Origin of the sequence: Roseateles chitinivorans, from assembly GCF_050632235.1 — a bacterium.
In the GTDB taxonomy this organism is placed as follows: domain Bacteria; phylum Pseudomonadota; class Gammaproteobacteria; order Burkholderiales; family Burkholderiaceae_C; genus Roseateles; species Roseateles chitinivorans_A.
Map to the genome: position 1 here is coordinate 2,975,306 of NZ_CP192584.1, position 19,270 is coordinate 2,994,575.

Genomic DNA, 19,270 nt, shown 5'->3' on the forward strand with positions numbered 1-19,270 from the left:
GGATCGATCTCCGCATGCACACCACCACCCTCGCATCCCCGGCACGTCAAGGCGTGCTGCTGCCCATGATCTTCATCGGGCTGATGTTCTTCATCCTCGGCTTCGTCACCTGGCTGAACGGCTCGCTGATCCCCTTCCTCAAGATCGTCTGTGAGCTGAACAATTTCCAGGCCCTGTGGGTGGCGTTCGCCTTCTACATCGCCTACACGGTGATGGCGCTGCCGTCGGCGGCCGTCCTGGCTCGCATCGGCTACAAGAAGGGCATGACGGCCGCCCTGGGCGTCATGGCCATCGGCGCGCTGGCCTTCATCCCGGCCGCGCGCTCGGGCCAGTACGCGATCTTCCTGGCCGCGCTGTTCACGCTCGCGAGCGGCATGACGCTGATGCAGACGGCGATCAACCCCTACATCGTCTGCATCGGCGCGCGCGAGAGCGCGGCCATGCGCATCTCGATCATGGGCCTGTTCAACAAGGGCGCCGGCATCGTCGTGCCGCTGGTGTTCTCGGCGCTGATCCTGTCGGGCATGGAGCGCTTCTCCGAGCCGGCCCTCGCGGCGCTGGATGCCGCCGGCCGCGAGGCGCTGCGCAACGAGCTGTCGCAGCGCCTGGTCGTGCCCTACGCGGTGATGGCGGCGGGGCTGCTGGTCTTCATGGCCCTGATCCACTTCTCGTCGCTGCGCGAGCCCGATCTGGACGAGGACGAGGCGCCGTCGGGTACGCGTCCGGAAGGCGTGAAGCGCTGGGGCGTCTTCCAGCATCCGCAGGTCGTGCTCGGTGCCATCGCGCTGTTCGGCTACGTCGGCGTGGAGGTGATCGCGGGCGACACCATCGGCCTCTACGGTCGTGAACTGGGGGTGGCGCATTACGGGGTGCTGACGTCCTACACCATGGGCTTCATGGTGCTGGGTTATCTGCTGGGCGTCGCCCTGATCCCGAAGTGGATGTCCCAGCGCACCGCGCTCATCCTGTCGGGAGCGGGCGGCATCGCGTTCGTGCTCGGGGTCGCCCTGTCGTCGCCGACGTCCTTCGGCGTCTCGCAGGCGCTGCTGGGCTGGGCGGGGGTGCCCACCGTGCCCGACACGGTCTTCTTCCTGGCGATGCTGGGCCTGTCCAACGCGCTGGTGTGGCCGTCGATCTGGCCGCTGGCGCTGGAGGGCCTGGGCAAGTACACGGCCGCCGGCTCGGCGCTGCTCATCATGGGCATCGCCGGCGGCGCGCTGATCCCCATGCTCTACGGCCATCTGGCCGATGTGACCAGCCCGCAGCTCGGCTACTGGGTCATGCTGCCCTGGTACGGACTCATCCTGCTCTACGCCCTGTTCGGCAGCCGCCTCCGGCGTTGGTGAACGCGGTGTCCTCCTTGCTCCCTCTCCCGCTTGCGGGAGAGGGCGGGGGTGAGGGCCAGAGGCGGCGGCAGTACGGCGGTGCGAGCGGCAGCGAGGGCTCAGCCCGCAGGGAGAGCAACGCGGACCTCAAACCCCCCGACGGATGATTGCGGAAACGCACCGTGCCGCCGTGGTCGGCCACGATCTCGCGCACGATGGACAGCCCCAGCCCCAGGCCTTCCTTGCGAAGGCTGGCGCCGTGTTCCAGCCGCGTGTAGGGCTGGCCCAGCAGGGCGAGCGCGCCGTCGGGCACGCCGGGCCCGCGGTCACGCACGGTGACGAGCACGAGGCCTGCCTCGTCGCTGCCCACGCTGACTTCCACCGCCTGCCCGACATCGCCGTAGAACATCGCGTTGTCCAGCAGGTTGCCGAGGGCGCGCTTGAGCGCCAGCGGCTTGCCGAACACGGTCAGCGGCTCGTTCTGCAGCTCGATCGTGTGCCCGCCCATGCGCGCGTCCCGCACCATCTTCTGGAGGATCAGGTCGATGCGCAGCGGGGCGCGGTTCTCGTGGATGTCGGTGTCCTTCACGATCTGTAGCGCGGTCTTCACCATCATGTCCAGCTCGTCGAGGTCCTCATGGAACTCGTCCTGCACGGCGGTGTCGTCCAGCAGTTCGCTGCGCAGCCGCAGGCGCGTGATCGGCGTGCGCAGGTCATGCGAGATGGAGGCGAACAGGCGCTCGCGGTCGCCGATGTAGCGGCGGATGCGCTCCTGCATGTCGTTGAAGGCCTCGATGGCCTGGCGCACCTCCTGCGTGCCGCTGACGCGCAGCGGCTTGGGCGCCACGCGCCGGCCCACGAGCGCGGCCGCCTGGCTCAGGCCCGCCAGCGGCCGTGTGATCGCGCGCACGGCGATCAAGGTCAGCAGCACCGCCAGGCCCAGGGCGATCAGCTGCGGGGTCAGGCGTTGCCAGGTGAAGAACTCCAGCTGTTCCAGGTAGTAGGGATCGGGCAGGGTGCTGCTGAGGTAGAGCCACACCCCGGGCTCGGTCTCGGCCTGGATGACGAGGAAGGGCGCCGGGCGCTCGGCGGCGATCAGCGAGGGCTCCACCCAGCTCTCCGGCAGGTCGCTGAGCAGCGCGCCGCTGGGCGCCACCGCCAGGCCGATGGGCGAGGCCAGCGCGACGTGGACCGGCGTGCCCGGGGGAGCTGCGCCGTCAGTTCCTGCGTGACCCGCTGCTCCAGCAGGCGCGCCATGGGCTGGCCGGGCAACGGCGTCACCGTCACCGCGGCGTTGTTGAAGAAGACCTGGAAGCGCGTGCCGCCCATGGTGCGCAGCTGCTCGATGAGCAGCGGCCGGTAGGCGGCGGGCAGTTCGCGCAGGGCCCGCACGGCGCCCATGGCGCCGCTGGTCACGTGATGGGCGGCCTGCTCCGTCTGGCGCCGCACGCGCTGTTCGATCTGGCTGTACCAGACGAGGTTGACCGTGAGCTGCACGAGGGCCAGCCCGCCCAGCATGGCCAGCACGAAGCGGCCCTGCAGGCTGTCGAGCAGGAACTTGCGGGCGCGCTGCCAGACGGGTTCACGGCGCATGCCGCGGCGTCACGGTCGTCGAGAACACGTAGCCGGAGCCTCGTACCGTCTTGATCAGCGCGGGCTGTTTGCCGTCGTCCTGGAGGCGTTGGCGCAGGCGGCTGACCTGCACGTCCAGCGAGCGGTCCAGCGGCCCCAGGTCGCGCCCGCGGGTGACCTCGGCCAGGCGGCTGCGGTCCAGCACCTCGCCGGGGTGTTCGACGAGCAGCTTGAGCAGCTGGAAGTCCATGCCGGACAGTGCCGTGGTCGTGCCGTCGGGGTCGACGAGGCTGCGCTCCAGCAGGTCCAGCGTGAAACCGTTGAACGCGTAGTAGCGCGGCTCCCGGGTCTTCTCCTGGCCGGTGCGGCGCGTGATGGCCTTGATGCGCGCCAGCAGCTCGCGCGGGTTGAAGGGCTTGCCGAGGTAGTCGTCGGCGCCCAGCTCCAGGCCGACGATGCGGTCGGTCTCGTCGGCGCTGGCCGTCAGCATGATGACGGCGACCTCGGAGCGGCGGCGCACCGACTGGCAGAGCGTGAAGCCCTCGGTGTCGGGCAGCATCACGTCGAGGATGCATAGGCTGATCTCGTCGCGGTGGCGCTCGAACTCGGCCATGAAACTGGCGCCGTCGTGGGCCAGCAGCACCTCGTACTGGTTCTTCTCGAGGTAGGTCTTCAGCAGGCTGCGGATCTTCTGGTCGTCGTCGACGATCAGGATTTTTCTCGGGGTCATGGGGCGGCTTTCCTGGGGCTCAGCGCGCGCAGCAGGCCCTGCAGCTTGCGTTGGGCGGCGGCGGGCGTCTGGCTGGGGTCCAGCGCGAAGCGGTGGACGGTTTCGATGATGGCGTTCTTGCCGATCTCGCCGAAGGCCATGCGGTGCACGAGGCTGGGCACGCGCGGCGTGGCGGGGTTGGCGAAGAGGTGGAAGGAGGCCTGCGCGCAGGGGTCCAGCTCGTCCACCGGCACGTCGCGGCGCACGGGGATGGAGCCCTTGATGCGGTTGTAGCCCAGCTGCAGCGTGGCGCTGCCGAGCAGCTCGGCCATCTTCTCCTGGTCGGCCTGGCTGCCGCCGTTGCCGGCCAGCATGGCCAGCGTGTCGATGCTGTAGAGATGGACCTGGGCGGTGCCGGGCACGGCCTTGCAGGTGAAGTCGCGCTCGCCTTCCAGACCCATCGTGCCCAGCTCGCCGCGGGCCCAGTCGCCCATGATCATCATGGCGGAGCGCTCGTTGGCGAAGTCGGCGACGACCTCGGTCCAGGGCCGCTCGCCGGGCGCCGCGCCGCTGGCGGGCAGGGCCAGGTTGCGCCAGTTGCGCAGGCGCTTCAGCGCGCGCTCCAGCGCCGGATCGTCGAAGGCGCTGAGGTCGCGCTGCTCCAGCATCCGGCGGTACAGCGCCGGGCCGGCCTCGCTGAGCAGCAGGGCCTCGAAGACGGTGGCCACCTGCCAGGGCTCGTCGCTGAAGGCGACCGGCGTGATGCCGGCCGCGCGCAGCCTGGCGGCGGCGCGTTCCAGGCCGTCCCAGTCGTTGGGCGGCTCGATGCCGTGACGCTTCAGCAGCGCCTTGTTCAGATAGAGGTTGTTGATGCGCTGGATGCCCAGCGGCGCCGCGACGATGTGGCCGCGCACGGTGACCTGGGCCATGACCTGCGGGAACATGACCGAGGACCAGTTGCGCCGGGCCGCCACGCCGTCGAGTTCCAGCAGCAGGCCCATGTCGGCCCACTCGTTCATGGATGCGCCGTTGAGCTGGGCCACCTGGGGCGCCATGCGGCGCAGGATGCGTTCGTTCAGGACCTTGATGGCCGGGCCGCCGCCGCCGCCCGCGACGGCGCCGTCGACCCACCTCAGGCCGTTCTCGGCCATGCGCGCGGCGACGTGGTTGGCCGCGGCGCGCTCGCTGGCGGACGTCCACCAGTGCAGCACGTTCAGTTCACCGGCGCCCTCCGCCGAAGGGGCGGGCGCGGTCGGTCCGGCCGCCAGGACCGCGCAACTCCAGGGCAACACCGCCAACGCCACCATGCGTCGCATCTTGCGGGTGGCACGGCAGGGCCAACCTTGCGTTTTGTACGACCGCTGTAATGTTGTGTGACTCAAGGACGCCGCCAGCTGCAGGGAGGCGTGGATTGTCTTGAGCGGTGCGCCGGATGGCGATTGGGGCTTTACCGCGAGCCGGCGGCGTCGGGTGCGCGAAAGGAAGTTCGGCTGTCGAGCCCGGTGCGCGCCGGCGGTTCTCTAGGGAACGGTCGGATCCTGAAGCTGGCGCACCAGAGGGCGCACCAAAGAGGGCGCACCAAAGAGAAAGGGGTCGCGCCTTTCGGTGCGACCCCTTCCGGATCTGTTGGTGGAGAGGAGGAGGATCGAACTCCCGACCTTCGCATTGCGAACGCGACGCTCTCCCAGCTGAGCTACCCCCCAACGAAGACATCGACTATAGCAGAGATTTCACGGCAAACGCCAAGTCGGCGGCGGGCATGGAGTTCGCGCAACACCTGGCACCGGCGGCGGCGCGTGCCGGACTCACCAGCGGCAGCCCTTGTCGCGCGCGGCATCGCGCACCAGCGGCACCACCGCCAGCAGACCCTTGTCCGCGTAGGCCTTGCGGCATTCCTGCTGACCGGCCTCGCGCATCTTCTCGGCCAGCGCGTCCTTGTCCTCGGGCGGCTTGGGTACCGCAGAGATCACCCCGGAGGGCGTCCCGCGGGGCCGCATCGGACCACGCGCGGCGTTCATGTCGAGGTTCAGCTTGGGTGCGTTCGGCGGCGTCGAGGCGGGCGTGGCCACGTCGTGGCCGGTGCGCGCGCCCGCGTCGGGGGCGCCGACGCTGGGTTGCGTCGTCGTGGGCGTCGTCGAGCCGTCGAGCGAAATCCGATTGGCGGGTGTCGGCGTCGGGGACGGCGTCGTGGAGACCCGAGGCTGCGCAGGCGTGGGGCTGGGTGCCGGTGTCGCAGCGGCAGGCGGCGTCGGCGCCAGGCTGGGCGCAGGCGTGGGGGCAGGTGATGCCACCGGAGGCGCGGGTGTCGGCGTCGGCGCAGGTTGAGGGGCCACCGCGGGCGCCGCGGTCAGCGGTGGCAGCTCGGCGGGGGCCTTGAGTTCCGTCGGGACGGGCGGTGTCGGCGTCCGCTCGATCGGCGAGCGGTCGATGCGTCTCACCGTCGTCGGCGTCTCGCTCAGGAGGGGCGCGGGACGCTCCGGCAACTGCAGCGTCGGCGACGGCGCCTGCAAGGCCTCCGTCGGCACCGTGGGACGCGCGGGGGCCGTCTCGCGAGCGGTTGGAGCGATGCGCGTCGGCGCTGCCACTGTCGATTCGACAGGCGTGGTCAGCGTCGTGACTGCCGGCGCTGGCTCCACGACGGCGGGTGCCGGCGCAGGCAGAGGCGAGGGCGTTTGCGCTGCGGTCGGCGCCGGTGTGGGTGCCGGCGTCGGCGCGAGGACGGGTGTCGGCGCAGGCGGCGCTGGCTTGGGATTCGGCGCGGGGGCCGGCGTCGCGGCGGCCGGTGGCGCGCTGCGATCGGCAGGCGCATCGCCGGTCAACTCGTCGCCGGGCTGCTGCCGCCATTGCCCCTGGCGCGCGGCGCCGGGCGTCTTCTGTTCTTCCGGCGTCGGCGGGCGCTCGCGCACCGCGCCGCCGGAGCGCGGCTGTTTCGCCTCGCCGACCGGTCCCCGTTCGGGCAGCACGACGGCCGGTTCGCCGGAGCCGGGCTCGTAGCGATCGCCCTGGAGCCTCACGTTCAGCGGGCCCCAGGCGCCTTCGCCGGGTTTCGCCGATCCGCCGGGCGCGTTGCCGATGGCCACGAGCAGCAGCACGTGCAGCAGAACGGCCAGCAGCAGGGCTTGCCCCATCTGGTCGGGGGCGCGGTGCAGCGGTGTCTGGGCGGGATCGAGGACGGCGGACAAGGTGGATCGCGGAAGATCGCGACGGACGGCGCTGGGGCGCAGCATAGCCGGGATCAACCGGCGGCCGTGTCAGGGCTTGTCTTCATGAGGGCCGCATCGGTGCGGCGTGCGAGGCCCGTGGCAGGGTGGCGTCGGCGGGCTCGGTGGCCCGCGCCGGATCCTGGATCAGGTGCCCGGATTGGCCTGGTTCAGATCGGCGCGACGCGCGCCGGTGAACCGCTTGGCCCAGTACGCTTCGCGCATGTCCTCGACGCGCACCGCGCCGCCGACGCGCGGCGAATGGATGAACTTGCCTTCGCCGACGTAGATGCCGACGTGCGAGAAGGTCGCGCGCATCGTGTTGAAGAAGACCAGGTCGCCGGGCTTGAGGTCTTCCTTCTTGATCGGGACCAGGCTGGACAGCTTGGCCTGCTCGTCGGCACGGCGCGGCAGCACCAGGCCCACGCTCATCTCGAAGATGTGGCGCGTGAAGCCGCTGCAGTCGAAGCCGTTGTTGACCGAGTTGCCGCCACGCTTGTACGGCACGCCCAGGAAGTTCATCGCCGACAGGACCAGGTCCGAGGCGTTGTCGCGCACCCGGTTCAGCAGGCCCGGCGCAGCGGCGTCCGGCGAGGCCGGCGACTGCTGAGCCTGCGCGACGATGCCGCGCTGCTGCAGGAAACGGGCGACGGATTCGCTGGCGTTCGCGTTGCCGGCGGCCGCACCCATCAGGGCGGTCGGCGGCAGCGAGGGGGCGTGGTCGTGGCGGGCGAGGCCGGCGCGACCAGCGCGGCGGCGGTGCCCGCGGCAGCGACGGTCGTCGCGACCGCCGCGGCGCCGGCGGGCGAGCGCATCAGGCTCTGGCCGTAGGCGCCCATCATCGTGCCGGCAGGCGGCGCGACCTCGGCCCTGGTGTCCGCGACCTTCGCGTCGGCCTTCGCCGGCTTGTCGGCGGCCTTGGCCTCCGGCTTGACCGAAGCGACCTTGTCGGCGATCGCCTTGTCGGACACGGTCTTGTCGGTGGCGCCCTTGTCCGCAACGCCCTTGTCGGACACGGACTTCTCGGCGACGGTCTCGGCCGCCGGCGACTTGTCCTCGTCGGCCTTGGCCTTCTTGTCCTTGCCGGCGTCCTTGGCCGCGACCGGCTTCGAGGACTTCGCGTCCTTCGAGGCCTTTGCCGCCGGCTTCGCGTCCGCGGACTTCTTCGCCGCCGGCTTGGCGGCGGCCTTCGACGGCGCGGCCTTGGCCTGCGCCTTCGGCTTGTCGTGCGGCTCGTTGGTGGACGAGGTCGACTGTTGCGCCCAGCAACTACCACCCGCGAAGACGCAAATCAGCCCCAGTGCGGCCATGGCGCGCTGGAGCTTCTTGTGTCGGGGGCGGAGCGGGAAGGGCGAGCAGTTGTCATCGTTCTTGGGCGCGGAGACTAGGCACCATCTCCGTACCGGTCAAGCGCGAATCCCCGCAGGACCGCGCTTGGCTAGGGAAAGTCCGGGCGTGGCCACGAGACCCTTCCCAGGAAAACCCGGATTGGACCACAGCCCCTGGGCGCGAGGCTGTGAACGAAAGTTTCAGAACAGCACCCGATGCGAGGATCCGTGCGGAATTCGCGCATTCAATCCTGAGATCCAAGGAGACCCTGATGACCGACAGCTATGCGGCGATGTACCGGCGTTCGATCGACGACCCGGAAGGCTTCTGGACCGAACAAGCGGCGCTGATCGACTGGTCGCAGCCGTTCGATCAGGTCTGCGACACGAGCCGTCCGCCGTTCGCGCGCTGGTTCGTCGGTGGGCGAACGAACCTGTGCCACAACGCGGTCGACCGTCACGCGGCCACGCGGCCGGACGATGCGGCGCTGATCTGGGTGTCGAGCGAGGTCGGCCAGGAGCGCGTGTTCAGCTTCGCTGCGCTGAAGGAGGAGGTCGAAGCCATGGCGGCGATGCTGCGCGAGCAGGGCGTCGGCGTCGGCGACCGTGTGCTGATCTACCTGCCGATGATTCCCGAAGCGGCTTTCGCGATGCTGGCGTGCGCGCGGATCGGGGCGATCCACTCGGTGGTGTTCGGCGGCTTCGCCAGCCATGCGCTGGCCGACCGCATCGACGACGCTGAGCCCGTGCTGATCGTCAGCGCCGATGCCGGCAGCCGCAACGGGAAGGTCGTGCCCTACAAGCCGCTGCTCGACAAGGCGATCCGCCTGGCCGCGCACCAGCCGGCGAAGGTGTTGATGGTCGACCGCGGGCTCAGCGCGTTCGAGCGCGTGGAGGGGCGCGACCTGGACTATGCCGCTCAGCGCGAGCGTCTGCTCGGCACCCGCGTGCCCTGCGAGTGGCTGCCGTCCGACGCCATCAGCTACACGCTCTATACCAGCGGCACGACGGGCCGGCCCAAGGGCGTGCAGCGCGATGTCGGAGGCTACGCGGTCGCGCTGGCCGCGAGCATGAAGCACATCTACGACGGTCATCCGGGCGAAACCTTCTTCTCCACCAGCGACATCGGCTGGGTGGTCGGGCACAGCTACATCGTCTATGGCCCGCTGATCGCGGGCATGGCGACGCTGATGTACGAGGGCACGCCGGTGAGCCCCGATGCGGCGATCTGGTGGAAGCTCGTCGAGCGGCACCGTGTCGCGGTGATGTTCAGCGCGCCGACCGCGGTGCGGGTGCTGAAGAAGCAGGACCCCGCCTGCCTGACGCGGCACGACCTGTCGTCGCTGCGCGCGCTGTTCCTCGCCGGCGAGCCGCTGGACGAGCCGACCGCGCGCTGGATCGCCGATGCGATCGGCAAGCCCATCGTCGACAACTACTGGCAGACGGAGACGGGCTGGCCGATCCTGACGCTGGCGCGCGGTGTCGAGCCCGCTGAGCCGAAGTTCGGCTCGCCCGGCGTGGCGATGTTCGGATACCGCGTCCAGCTCCTGGACGAACGGACCGGCGAGGTGCTGGAGGCGCCCAACCAGAAGGGCCTGCTCACGATCGCCTATCCGCTGCCGCCCGGCTGCATGCAGACCGTCTGGCGCGACGACGAGCGTTTCGTCCGCACTTATTGGGACAGCGTGCCGGGCCGGCAGGTGTACTCGACTTTCGACTGGGCCTTGCGCGACGAGGACGGCTACTACTTCATCCTGGGCCGCAGCGACGACGTCATCAACGTCGCCGGTCACCGGCTCGGGACGCGCGAGATCGAGGAGTGCATCGCCGGCCATCCGGCGGTCGCGGAGGTGGCCGTGGTCGGCGTCGCGGATCAGTTGAAGGGTCAGGTCGCGATGGCCTTCGCGGTGCTGAAGGATCCCGCGCGTGCCGCCACGACGCAGGACGCGCTGGCGCTCGAGGGCGAGATCCTGAAGCGCGTCGACCAGCGCCTGGGCGCGGTGGCGCGGCCGTCGCGGGTGCGCTTCGTGGCGCTGCTGCCGAAGACGCGCTCCGGGAAACTGCTCCGGCGCGCCATCCAGGCCGTCTGCGAACATCGCGATCCCGGCGACCTGATCACCCTCGACGATCCGGCCGCCTTGCAACAGATCCACGACCTGATGAAGGGGACGTCCTGATGAGGCAAGCGAATGCGTTGATCCTGGCTGCCTGCGCGCTGTTGGCCGCGCCGGCGTTCGCTCAATCCGAAGCGCGTCCGCCCGCGCTGCCCACGCCCGCGTTCCCCAGCTTCGCCGACGGCAAGGCCGTCGACCGGGCTTGCGACGCCGGCCTGAAGGTGCTGAATCGCGAGGTCGCGCAGTTGGCGAAGCGCAAGGTCGACAAGGGCTGGCTCGCGGCCTACGACCTGGTGATCGCGCATCACGAGGACGCGCGCTTCCCGATCGACTTCGTCCAGAACGTGCACGCCGACAAGTCCGTGCGCGATGCCGCCCAGGCGTGCGCGCTGCGCTGGACCGACTTCCAGACCGCGCTGACTCAGAACGAGAAGCTCTATCGCGGCCTGAAGACCGCGCCCGCCGCCAACGCGATCGACCGCGAACTCAAGCGCAACGCGCTGGGGATGTTCGAGGACAGCGGCGTCGGCCTGTCCAAGGACAAGCGGGCGCGCGCCAAGCAGATCCTGGACCGGCTGTCCGCGCTCGACCAGCAGTTCTCGAAGGCCATCCGTGACGCCAACATCCGCGTCGCGTTCACCGCCGAGGAACTGCGCGGCGTGCCCGACGGCGTCTGGAAGGACAAGCCGAAGGACGAGCAGGGGCGCTACCTGCTCGGCGTCGACAACCCGACCTACACCGCGCTGATGCAGACCGCCGAGAGCGGCGCCGCGCGCGAGCGCATCTGGCGCGCCAAGACCAACGAGGGCGGCGAGGGCAACCTCCGGCTGCTCACCGAGGTCATCACGCTGCGCAAGGAATACGCGGGGCTCTTCGGCTACGACAACTACGTCGACTTCAACCTGCGCCGCCAGATGGCCAAGGACGCCGCGACAGCGACGCGTTTCCTCGCCGAGGTCAAGGGCACCGTGCAGCAGGGCGAACGCGCCGATCTGGAGGAGCTCCGCCGCGCGAAGGCGACGCACCTGGGCACCGCCGTCGAGACCACCACGGTGACGCAATGGGACGGCGTCTACTACGCGGAGCGCATCCGCAAGCAGCGCTTCACCGTCGACCAGGAAGCCTTCCGGCCGTACTTCCCGCCTGCGGAGAGCCTGGCCTTCACGCTGCGCGTCGTCGACCGGCTGCTCGGCGTGACCCACACGCCGGTGTCGCAGCCCGGCCTCTGGCATCCCGACGTCAAGGCCTACGTGGTCAGCGACACGGCCACGGGCAAGGCGCTCGGCACGCTCTACGTCGACCCGTTCCCGCGCGACGGAAAATACAACCACGCGGCGGTCTGGCCGCTGCGATCGAGCAGCACGCGCCTGGGTCGCCATCCGGCCGCGGCGCTGGTCGTGAACCTCGATCGCGGCGGGCTGTCGCTGGACGAGCTGGAGACGCTGCTGCACGAGCTCGGCCATGCGGTCCACAACAACCTCGCCACCACACGCGACGTGTCGCTGGGGCAGTGGGCGGTGATGCACGACTTCGTCGAGGCGCCGTCGCAGATGCTCGAGGACTGGGTCTACGACCCGAAGGTGCTCCAGCTGATGGCCGAGGTCTGCCCGTCCTGCAAGCCGGTGCCGGAGGAGCTCGTCGGCAAGGCCCGCGAGGCGCGCGACTTCGCCAAGGGCACGAAGTTCGGCCGCCAGCATCTGTACGCGAGTTATGACCTCGCGCTGCACGGCGCGGCGATCCAGGATCCGCTGGCGCTGTGGGCGAAGATGGAAGGCGACACGCCGCTGGGCCACGTGCAAGGCACGATGTTCCCGTCGCGCTTCGCGCACATCGCGGGCAGCTACGGCGCGGGCTACTACGGCTACCTGTGGAGCCTGGTCGTCGCGATGGACCTGCGCACGCCGTTCGCGGCGGACAAGCTCGACGCCGCTGTCGGCCGTCGTTATCGCGATGCGGTGCTGTCGCGCGGCGCGGAGAAGCCGGCGCCGGAGCTGGTGCGCGACTTCCTCGGCCGCGATTCCAACGCCAACGCGTTCTACGACTACTTGCGCAAGTAGGTCGCCCGCCAGTCGTCGCGGATGAACTGCACCACGGCGTCCTCATGGTGGAAGCCGATGATGCGGTGCGCGGCCTGCTTCACGTCGTCGCTGGCGTTGGCCATCGCGATGGCGTGATGCGCGGACTTCAGCATCGTCAGGTCGTTCACCTGGTCGCCGAAGACGACGAGTTCGCGCTCGTGCAGCGCGTAGCGCTGCGCCAGCGTGGCGATCGCCTGGTCCTTGCTGGCCCGGCGGTCGTGCACGTTCAGCCAGGGCCAGCCCGGCATGTAGAGGTCCTCGGCCAGATGCGTGGTGACGAGGTCGCCGCAGGTGGCCAGGATCTCGGCCTGCAGCGCTTCCAGCGGCTCGGCGAGGCCGACCACCAGCAGCGTGACCAGCGGATCGTCCAGCTGGTCCTGGAGGCGGTCGACGTGGCGCAGCCGCGGATCGGCGTTGCGCTGGCGCTCGGTGACGAAGCGCTGCTGGCCTTCGTTCTGCACCTCCTGCCAGAAGAGCTGGTCGCCCTTGGCGCCGTGCGTCGCGATGAAGGGCATCAGGCCATGTCGCCGCACCAGCGCGAAGATGGCCTGGCCCAACGCCGGCTCCATCGCGTTGACCAGCTCGTGGCGGCCGGTGCGCAGGTCGCTGATGTAGGCGCCGTTGGACGACACGACCGGCAGTGAGATGGGCAGGCCCTCGAGGATGCGGGCGATCGACACCACATGCCGCGCGCTGGCGACGGTGAAGGCCAGACCCTCGGCCAGCAGTTCGGTGAGGCCGGCGCGGGTGGCGTCGGAGAGGCGGGCCTGCGGGTCGAGCAGGGTGCCGTCGAGATCGGAAACGTAGAAGCGCATGGGTCCTGGGCGTCGCGCGGAAGGGGATCGGTGGCGGGGCGCCACCGCGTGCCGCGACAGGCGCACATCCTACGCCGCCGGGGTCCGATACTTGCCGGATGCCGCCCATGCCTTCCTCCTCGACGACGCCGCTCGACGTGCTCGGCCGTCCGATCCTCGACGATGCCACGCGCCGCTGGCTGCCCTGGGTCGTCGCGCTGGCGTTCTTCATGCAGACGCTGGACACGACCATCCTCAACACGGCGCTGCCCGGCATGGCGCGGGACCTCGGCGAGGATCCGCTGCGGATGCAGTCCGCCGTCGTCGCCTACCTGCTGACGGTGGCCCTGCTGATCCCCGCCTCGGGGTGGCTGGCGGACCGCTTCGGCACGAGGACCGTCTTCCTGTGGGCGATCGGGCTGTTCAGCGCCGGGTCGCTGGCCTGCGCGGTCTCGCCCAGCCTGCATGTGCTGGTCGCGTCGCGGGTGGTGCAGGGCGTCGGCGGCGCGCTGCTGGTGCCCGTCGGGCGGCTGGTCGTGCTGCGCGCCTTCCCGAAGGCCGAGTTCCTCGCCGTGATGACCTTCATCAGCCTGCCGGGGCTGCTCGGGCCGCTGCTCGGGCCGACGCTGGGCGGCGTGCTGGTGGAGTTCGTCAGCTGGCACTGGATCTTCCTGATCAACCTGCCGGTGGGCCTGGCCGGCGCCTTCGCCTGCCGGCGCTTCATGCCGGAGATCAAGGGCCCCATCGGCAAGCGCTTCGATTGGGGCGGCTACGGGCTGTTCAGCGTCGGGCTGATGCTGATGTCGCTGGCGCTGCAGGGCTTCGGCGAGCACATGGTCAGCGTCGCCGTGTGCTTCGTGATGCTGATCGCCGGCGTGGCCTGCATGATGGCCTACTGGCTGCATGCGCCCCGTACCGACGAGCCGCTCTTCACGCCCGCGCTCTTCGCCGTGCCGACCTTCCGGATCGGGTTGCTGGGCAACGTCTTCGCGCGGCTGGGCAGCGGCGCGACGCCGTTCCTGACGCCGCTGTTCCTGCAGGTGGGGCTGGGGTTCTCGCCGAGCGAGGCGGGGCTGTCGATGATCCCGTCGGTGCTCGGCGCGATGTTCACCAAGACGCTGGCGATCCGCCTGATCAAGCGCGCCGGCTACCGCCGCGTGCTGATCGTCAACACGCTGCTGCTGGGCGTGCTGATCGCCAGCTTCGCGCTGATCCCGCGCGGCGTCGGGCATGTGTGGCTGGCGATCCACCTCGGGCTGTTCGGCATGGTCAACAGCATGCAGTTCACCGCGATGAACACGCTGACGCTGGGCGACCTCGACGAGCGCACTGCCAGCCCCGGCAACAGCCTGCTGGCGGTGGTGATGCAGCTGTCGATGAGCCTGGGCGTGGCGACGTCCAGCGCCTTCCTGCTCTTGTTCTCGCATGGGCTGCCGCGCACCGAAGGCGCCGCGATCGTGCCGGCGTTCCACGGCACCTACCTGGCGCTGGGCGCGATGGCCGCCATGGCGGCGTTCATCTTCTACCAGCTGCGCCGCGACGAGGGCGCCGCCGAGGAAACCGTCCAGTCGAAGCTGACCCCCGAAGAGTAGGGCGCTGTCGCCCGAAATTGGGGGTGAAGCGGAACGGGGCGCCGCAACGAAAAAGCCACCCCGAAGGGTGGCTTTGCGAGTGCGCGGAAGGCCGGGAGGCCCGACGCTCAGAGCACTTCGGAAGCGAAGTCCGCGAGCCGCGAACGCTCGCCGCGCGCCAGCGTGACGTGCCCGCTGTGGGCCCAGCCCTTGAACTTGTCGACCGCGAAGGTCAGGCCCGAGCTGCCCTCGGTGAGGTAGGGCGTGTCGATCTGCGCGAGGTTGCCCAGGCAGACGATCTTCGTGCCCGGACCCGCGCGCGTGATCAGCGTCTTCATCTGCTTGGGCGTCAGGTTCTGCGCCTCGTCGATGATCACGTACTTGTTCAGGAAGGTGCGCCCGCGCATGAAGTTCAGGCTCTTGATCTTGATCTTGCTGCGCACCAGGTCGTTGGTGGCCGCGCGGCCCCATTCGCCGGCGCCGCTCTCGCCGCGGCCCAGCACTTCCAGGTTGTCGTCGAGCGCGCCCATCCACGGGCCCATCTTTTCCTCTTCCGTGCCGGGCAGGAAGCCGATGTCCTCGCCCACCGGGACCGTCACGCGGGTGACGATGATCTCGGTGTAGCGGCGGTCGTCGAGCACCTGCGACAGGCCGGCGGCCAGCGTCATCAGCGTCTTGCCGGTACCGGCCGAGCCGGTCAGCGTCACGAAGTCGCAGTCCGGATCCATCAGCAGGTTCAGCGCGAAGTTCTGCTCGCGGTTGCGCGCGGTGACGCCCCAGACCGAATGCTTCTGGTGGCCGAAGTCCTTCAGCGTGCGCAGCACGGCGGTCTTGCCGGTGATCTCCTGCACCTTGGCATACAGCGGCGCGGCGCCCGGCGCTTCCAGGTAGATCAGCTGGTTCACCAGCAGCGTCGGCACCAGCGGGCCGCTGATCCGGTAGAAGGTGGTGCCGCCCTGCTGCCAGCTCTCCATCGTCTTGCCGTGGCGCTCCCAGAAGTCCGCCGGCAACGCCTGCACGCCGGTGTAGAGCAGGTCGGAGTCTTCCAGCGTCTTGTCGTTGCGGTAGTCCTCCGCCGGCAGGCCCAGCGCGCGGGCCTTGATGCGCATGTTGATGTCCTTGGACACCAGCACCACCTCGCGGCCCGGCTGCTGCTGCTTCAGCGCCTGGACGACGCCCAGGATCTGGTTGTCGGCCTTGCCCTGCGGCAGGCCTTGCGGCAGCGGGGTCTCGAACAGCGTGGTCTGGAAGAACAGCTTGCCGCCGGCCTCGCGGTGGCCGGTCTGGTCCAGCGGCAGGCCCTTGGACATCTCCTCGATGGTGCTCGACTTCAGGCTGCCGGCCAGCGCGTCCAGGTCGCGGCTGACCTGGCGCACGTTGCGGGCGACCTCGGTCATGCCCTTCTTGTGACCGTCCAGCTCCTCGAGCGTGATCATCGGCAGGTAGATGTCATGTTCCTCGAAGCGGAACAGCGACATCGGGTCATGCATCAGCACGTTGGTGTCGAGCACGAACAGCTTGGGATCGCCCACCGGCTTGCGCGCCTTCGAGCGGGTCGGGGCGGATTTCTTCGCCGGGGCCTTGGACGGGGCGGGAGAGACCAGCGCCAGCGAGGGCGACTGGCCGCCGCGGGCTTCCACGGGCTCGCTACGGGGGCGGGCGTTGGACGCCGGCGCCTGGGCGGCCGTGCTGGCCGTTGAAGTGGCCGGGGCTGGCAGCTCCGCGCGCGCATCGGCCCGGAGCGCTGGTTCAGCGCGAGGGGCGGCGATGGGGGCGGACGGTCTGGCCTCGAGCGCGGGAGGGCGTTTGCTGGGCGACAGGTCGGTCGCGAAGGCGTCGGAATCTAGGCGGCTGGCGCGCTTGGTCGGAGGCTTGGGCAGTGGCATGTGCGGGGGTGACGGGCTTGCGTGGTGAGCCTGGGTCGATGCGGACCAGGGGTCATGCCCCGGGCCTGACGGGCGCTGGCGATGCCGGAGGTGTCGGCGGCATCGGTGGCCTCGAACTCGCGTGCGGATCCCAGAAGACAAAAAGCCGCACCGGGGCCGGTGCGGCTCGTCTTCGGGAGGTCATTCGCTGCGATCAGGCACAGGGGCATGCGACCGATTATGCACAACTCCCGGCCCGCGCCCATGACGGGCGCAAGAAGAAGATCAGGCGCGGATCGGACGGATCAGGCCGCTTCCTTCTTGAGGGCCTTGACGGCCTTCAGGACTTCCTCGACGTGGCCGGCGACCTTCAGGCCGCGCCACTCTTCGCGCAGGATGCCCTGGGCGTCGATCAGGAAGGTCGAGCGCTCGATGCCCTTGACCTTCTTGCCGTACATGATCTTGTTCTTGACCACGCCGAACATGTGGCAGAGTTTCTCTTCCGTGTCGGCGATCAGCTCGAACGGCAGTTCCAGGTTCTGCTTGAACTTGTCGTGCGAGGCCATGTTGTCGCGGGAGACTCCCAGCACGACGGCACCGGCCTTGACGAATTCCTTGTGATGATCGCGGAACTGCATCGCTTCTGTCGTGCAGCCCGGGGTGTTGTCCTTCGGGTAGAAGTACAGCACCACGACCCGTCCCAGGAATTCCTTGGGAGTGAACTTCACGCCTCCCGTGGCAAGAGCTTCAATGTCCGGGAGGGGTTTGTTGAGCGCTGGCGTCATGTGGCGTTCTTCAGAGAGATGTGCCCGGGTGGGCATAGCCAGCGATTATACGTTGAATGGGTCGTGCCTCGCCCCCTCTGACATGGACGAGTCAGCAGCCTCCCTGGGAGAGGGGGCGGAGCGCGGTCGCGGCGCGGTTCGCGGGCGCCTGAGGCCCACATTCAGGTCGACATCATGCCTCGATCAGCAGGGCCGCCAGCACCGCGCGGCCTTCGCTCGCCAGCACGTTGTAGGTGCGGCAGGCGGCGCCGATGTCCATGGTCTCCATGCCGATGCGGGCCTGGATCAGCCCCCGGTACAGCGCGGGCCGGACGAAGCGCAGCTTGGAGCCGCTGCCGAAGATCACCAGCTCCGGCTTGAGCTTCAGGATGCGTTCGAAGTGGGCCTCGCCGAGGTCCTCGAAGCGGCTGACGTCCCAGTTCTCCGGCTGGCCCTGCCACGGCACCAGCACGCTGTGGGCCTGCTCGACGCCGTTGACCCAGACGTGGTTCAGGTCGTGGGCCGAAATCATGTTGCCGCCGAGCGGCTGGTCGGGTTGAAATTTCATTGAGGGTGATTCTGGCAGCGACGGAGGGTGTGTCCCCGCGGGCGTGGGATTACCCGCGATAACCCTGTGTTTAAATCGATGGCCCGATTTTCCCCTGTGCGTTCCCCCGGTGGAACCCATGAAACCTCGCCCGGAGTCATCTTGAGAACCGTCGCCAAGTCCAGCAAGCTTTCCAGTGTCAGTTACGACATCCGCGGGCCCGTGCTGGACAAGGCGCGGCAGATGGAGGAAGAGGGCCAGAAGATCATCAAGCTCAACATCGGCAACACGGCGGTGTTCGGGCTGACGCCGCCGGACGAGATCGTCCAGGACATGATCCGCAACCTGGCCGACGCCGGCGGCTACACCGACAGCAAGGGCCTCTTCGCCCCGCGCAAGGCGGTGGTGCACTACACGCAGGAGAAGGGGATCCGCGGCGTCACGGTGGACGACGTCTACCTGGGCAACGGCGCGTCCGAGCTGATCCAGATGGCGATCAACGCGCTGGTCAACGACGGTGACGAGATCCTGATCCCGTCGCCGGACTTCCCGCTGTACACGGCGGTGGTCGGCCTGTCGGGCGGCCGACCGGTGCACTACCTGTGCGACGAGGGCAGCGGCTGGCTGCCCGACCTGGCGGACATCGAAAGCAAGATCACGCCGCGCACCCGCGGCATCATGGTCTGCAACCCCAACAACCCGACCGGCGCGCTGTACCCGGACGACGTGCTGCTGGGCCTCATCGAGATCGCGCGCCGCCACGAGCTGATCGTCTTCGCCGACGAGATCTACGACAAGACGCTCTACGACGGCAACACCCACACCAGCATGGCCAGCCTGGCCGACGACGTGCTGTTCGTGACCTTCAACGGCCTGTCGAAGAACTACCGCAGCTGCGGCTACCGCGCCGGCTGGATGGTGGTGTCGGGCGAGAAGCGCCATGCCCGCGACTACATCGAGGGCCTGAACATGCTGGCCTCGCTGCGGCTGTGCGCCAACACGCCGGGCCAGCTCGCGATCCAGACGGCGCTGGGCGGCTACCAGAGCATCAAGGACCTGGTCGCGCCGACCGGCCGGCTCTGCCACCAGCGCGACCTCGCGTACGAGCTGCTGACGCAGATCCCCGGCGTGAGCGTCGTCAAGCCCAAGGCCGCGCTGTACATGTTCCCCCGCCTCGACCCCAAGATCTACCCGATCGAGGACGACCAGCAGTTCGCCTACGAACTGCTGGCCGAAGAGAAGGTGCTGATCGTCCAGGGGACGGGCTTCAACTGGCAGGCCCCCGATCATTTCCGGCTCGTGTTCCTGCCCAACACGGACGATCTCCGTGAAGCCATCGGCCGCATCGAGCGATTCCTGGCGCAATACCGCAAACGCCACGGACGCTGACCTCCCGACTTCCT

The 19,270-nt window shown here is 69.3% G+C and carries 16 protein-coding genes and 1 tRNA gene; 5 read left to right on the forward strand and 12 right to left on the reverse strand.

Annotated elements, in window-relative coordinates; genetic code table 11:
• The first annotated feature begins 14 nt into the window (after positions 1-14).
• A complete protein-coding gene (locus ACQ859_RS13550; RefSeq protein ID WP_431266214.1) occupies positions 15-1,346 on the forward strand; it encodes a sugar MFS transporter in 1,332 nt (443 codons plus the stop codon).
• Here ACQ859_RS13550 and ACQ859_RS13555 read toward each other — a convergent pair.
• From ACQ859_RS13555 to ACQ859_RS13590, 8 genes are all read right to left on the reverse strand, one after another.
• Positions 1,300-2,481 carry an ATP-binding protein gene (locus ACQ859_RS13555; RefSeq protein ID WP_431266215.1) on the reverse strand — a complete coding sequence of 394 codons (1,182 nt, stop codon included), beginning with the start codon at positions 2,479-2,481 and terminating at the stop codon, positions 1,300-1,302. The genes ACQ859_RS13550 and ACQ859_RS13555 overlap by 47 nt on opposite strands.
• Positions 2,421-2,918, reverse strand: a complete 498-nt coding sequence (locus ACQ859_RS13560) for a hypothetical protein (protein WP_431266216.1) — start codon at positions 2,916-2,918, stop codon at positions 2,421-2,423. The genes ACQ859_RS13555 and ACQ859_RS13560 overlap by 61 nt, the downstream gene beginning before the upstream one ends.
• On the reverse strand, positions 2,908-3,627 hold the full coding sequence (locus ACQ859_RS13565; RefSeq protein WP_431266217.1) for a response regulator: 720 nt from the start codon (positions 3,625-3,627) through the stop codon (positions 2,908-2,910). The genes ACQ859_RS13560 and ACQ859_RS13565 overlap by 11 nt, the downstream gene beginning before the upstream one ends.
• Positions 3,624-4,922, reverse strand: coding sequence for an ABC transporter substrate-binding protein (locus ACQ859_RS13570; RefSeq protein WP_431266218.1), 1,299 nt, complete (start codon positions 4,920-4,922; stop codon positions 3,624-3,626). Before ACQ859_RS13570 ends, ACQ859_RS13565 begins: the two co-directional genes overlap by 4 nt.
• A 311-nt stretch (positions 4,923-5,233) precedes the next feature.
• Positions 5,234-5,308: transfer RNA gene (locus ACQ859_RS13575), tRNA-Ala, on the reverse strand.
• A 103-nt stretch (positions 5,309-5,411) separates the two neighbouring features.
• The gene (locus ACQ859_RS13580; RefSeq protein ID WP_431266219.1) at positions 5,412-6,788 is read right to left on the reverse strand and encodes a hypothetical protein; all 1,377 of its coding nucleotides are present in this window, start codon (positions 6,786-6,788) and stop codon (positions 5,412-5,414) included.
• Between the two features lie 165 nt (positions 6,789-6,953).
• Positions 6,954-7,496, reverse strand: a complete 543-nt coding sequence (locus tag ACQ859_RS13585) for a C40 family peptidase (RefSeq protein ID WP_431266220.1) — start codon at positions 7,494-7,496, stop codon at positions 6,954-6,956.
• Positions 7,496-8,116, reverse strand: a complete 621-nt coding sequence (locus tag ACQ859_RS13590; RefSeq protein ID WP_431266221.1) for a hypothetical protein — start codon at positions 8,114-8,116, stop codon at positions 7,496-7,498. The genes ACQ859_RS13585 and ACQ859_RS13590 overlap by 1 nt, the downstream gene beginning before the upstream one ends.
• A gap of 287 nt (positions 8,117-8,403) precedes the next feature.
• Between ACQ859_RS13590 and ACQ859_RS13595 the strand changes: the two genes are divergently transcribed.
• Entirely contained in the window at positions 8,404-10,311 is a 1,908-nt protein-coding gene (locus ACQ859_RS13595) for a propionate--CoA ligase (RefSeq protein WP_431266542.1), read from the forward strand.
• Complete coding sequence (locus ACQ859_RS13600; protein WP_431266222.1) at positions 10,311-12,305, forward strand: M3 family metallopeptidase; 1,995 nt, start codon at positions 10,311-10,313, stop codon at positions 12,303-12,305. Before ACQ859_RS13595 ends, ACQ859_RS13600 begins: the two co-directional genes overlap by 1 nt.
• Here ACQ859_RS13600 and ACQ859_RS13605 read toward each other — a convergent pair.
• Positions 12,290-13,141, reverse strand: a complete 852-nt coding sequence (locus ACQ859_RS13605; protein WP_431266223.1) for an HAD family hydrolase — start codon at positions 13,139-13,141, stop codon at positions 12,290-12,292. The two genes, ACQ859_RS13600 and ACQ859_RS13605, sit on opposite strands and share 16 nt — an antisense overlap.
• A 107-nt stretch (positions 13,142-13,248) precedes the next feature.
• Between ACQ859_RS13605 and mdtD the strand changes: the two genes are divergently transcribed.
• Entirely contained in the window at positions 13,249-14,712 is a 1,464-nt protein-coding gene (gene mdtD / locus ACQ859_RS13610; RefSeq protein WP_431266224.1) for a multidrug transporter subunit MdtD, read from the forward strand.
• Positions 14,713-14,819: 107 nt separating this feature from the next.
• Here the strand turns inward: mdtD and ACQ859_RS13615 are convergent, their stop codons facing one another.
• The 3 genes from ACQ859_RS13615 to ACQ859_RS13625 form a co-directional block, all read right to left on the reverse strand.
• On the reverse strand, positions 14,820-16,577 hold the full coding sequence (locus tag ACQ859_RS13615) for a PhoH family protein (protein ID WP_431266225.1): 1,758 nt from the start codon (positions 16,575-16,577) through the stop codon (positions 14,820-14,822).
• Between the two features lie 284 nt (positions 16,578-16,861).
• Positions 16,862-17,341 (reverse strand): peroxiredoxin, encoded by a 480-nt coding sequence (locus ACQ859_RS13620; protein ID WP_067270239.1) that lies wholly within the window; start codon positions 17,339-17,341, stop codon positions 16,862-16,864.
• A 172-nt stretch (positions 17,342-17,513) separates the two neighbouring features.
• The gene (locus ACQ859_RS13625) at positions 17,514-17,888 is read right to left on the reverse strand and encodes an Mth938-like domain-containing protein (RefSeq protein ID WP_431266226.1); all 375 of its coding nucleotides are present in this window, start codon (positions 17,886-17,888) and stop codon (positions 17,514-17,516) included.
• 141 nt (positions 17,889-18,029) lie between these two features.
• Between ACQ859_RS13625 and ACQ859_RS13630 the strand changes: the two genes are divergently transcribed.
• Entirely contained in the window at positions 18,030-19,256 is a 1,227-nt protein-coding gene (locus tag ACQ859_RS13630; RefSeq protein ID WP_431266227.1) for a pyridoxal phosphate-dependent aminotransferase, read from the forward strand.
• The last annotated feature ends 14 nt before the right edge of the window (positions 19,257-19,270 follow it).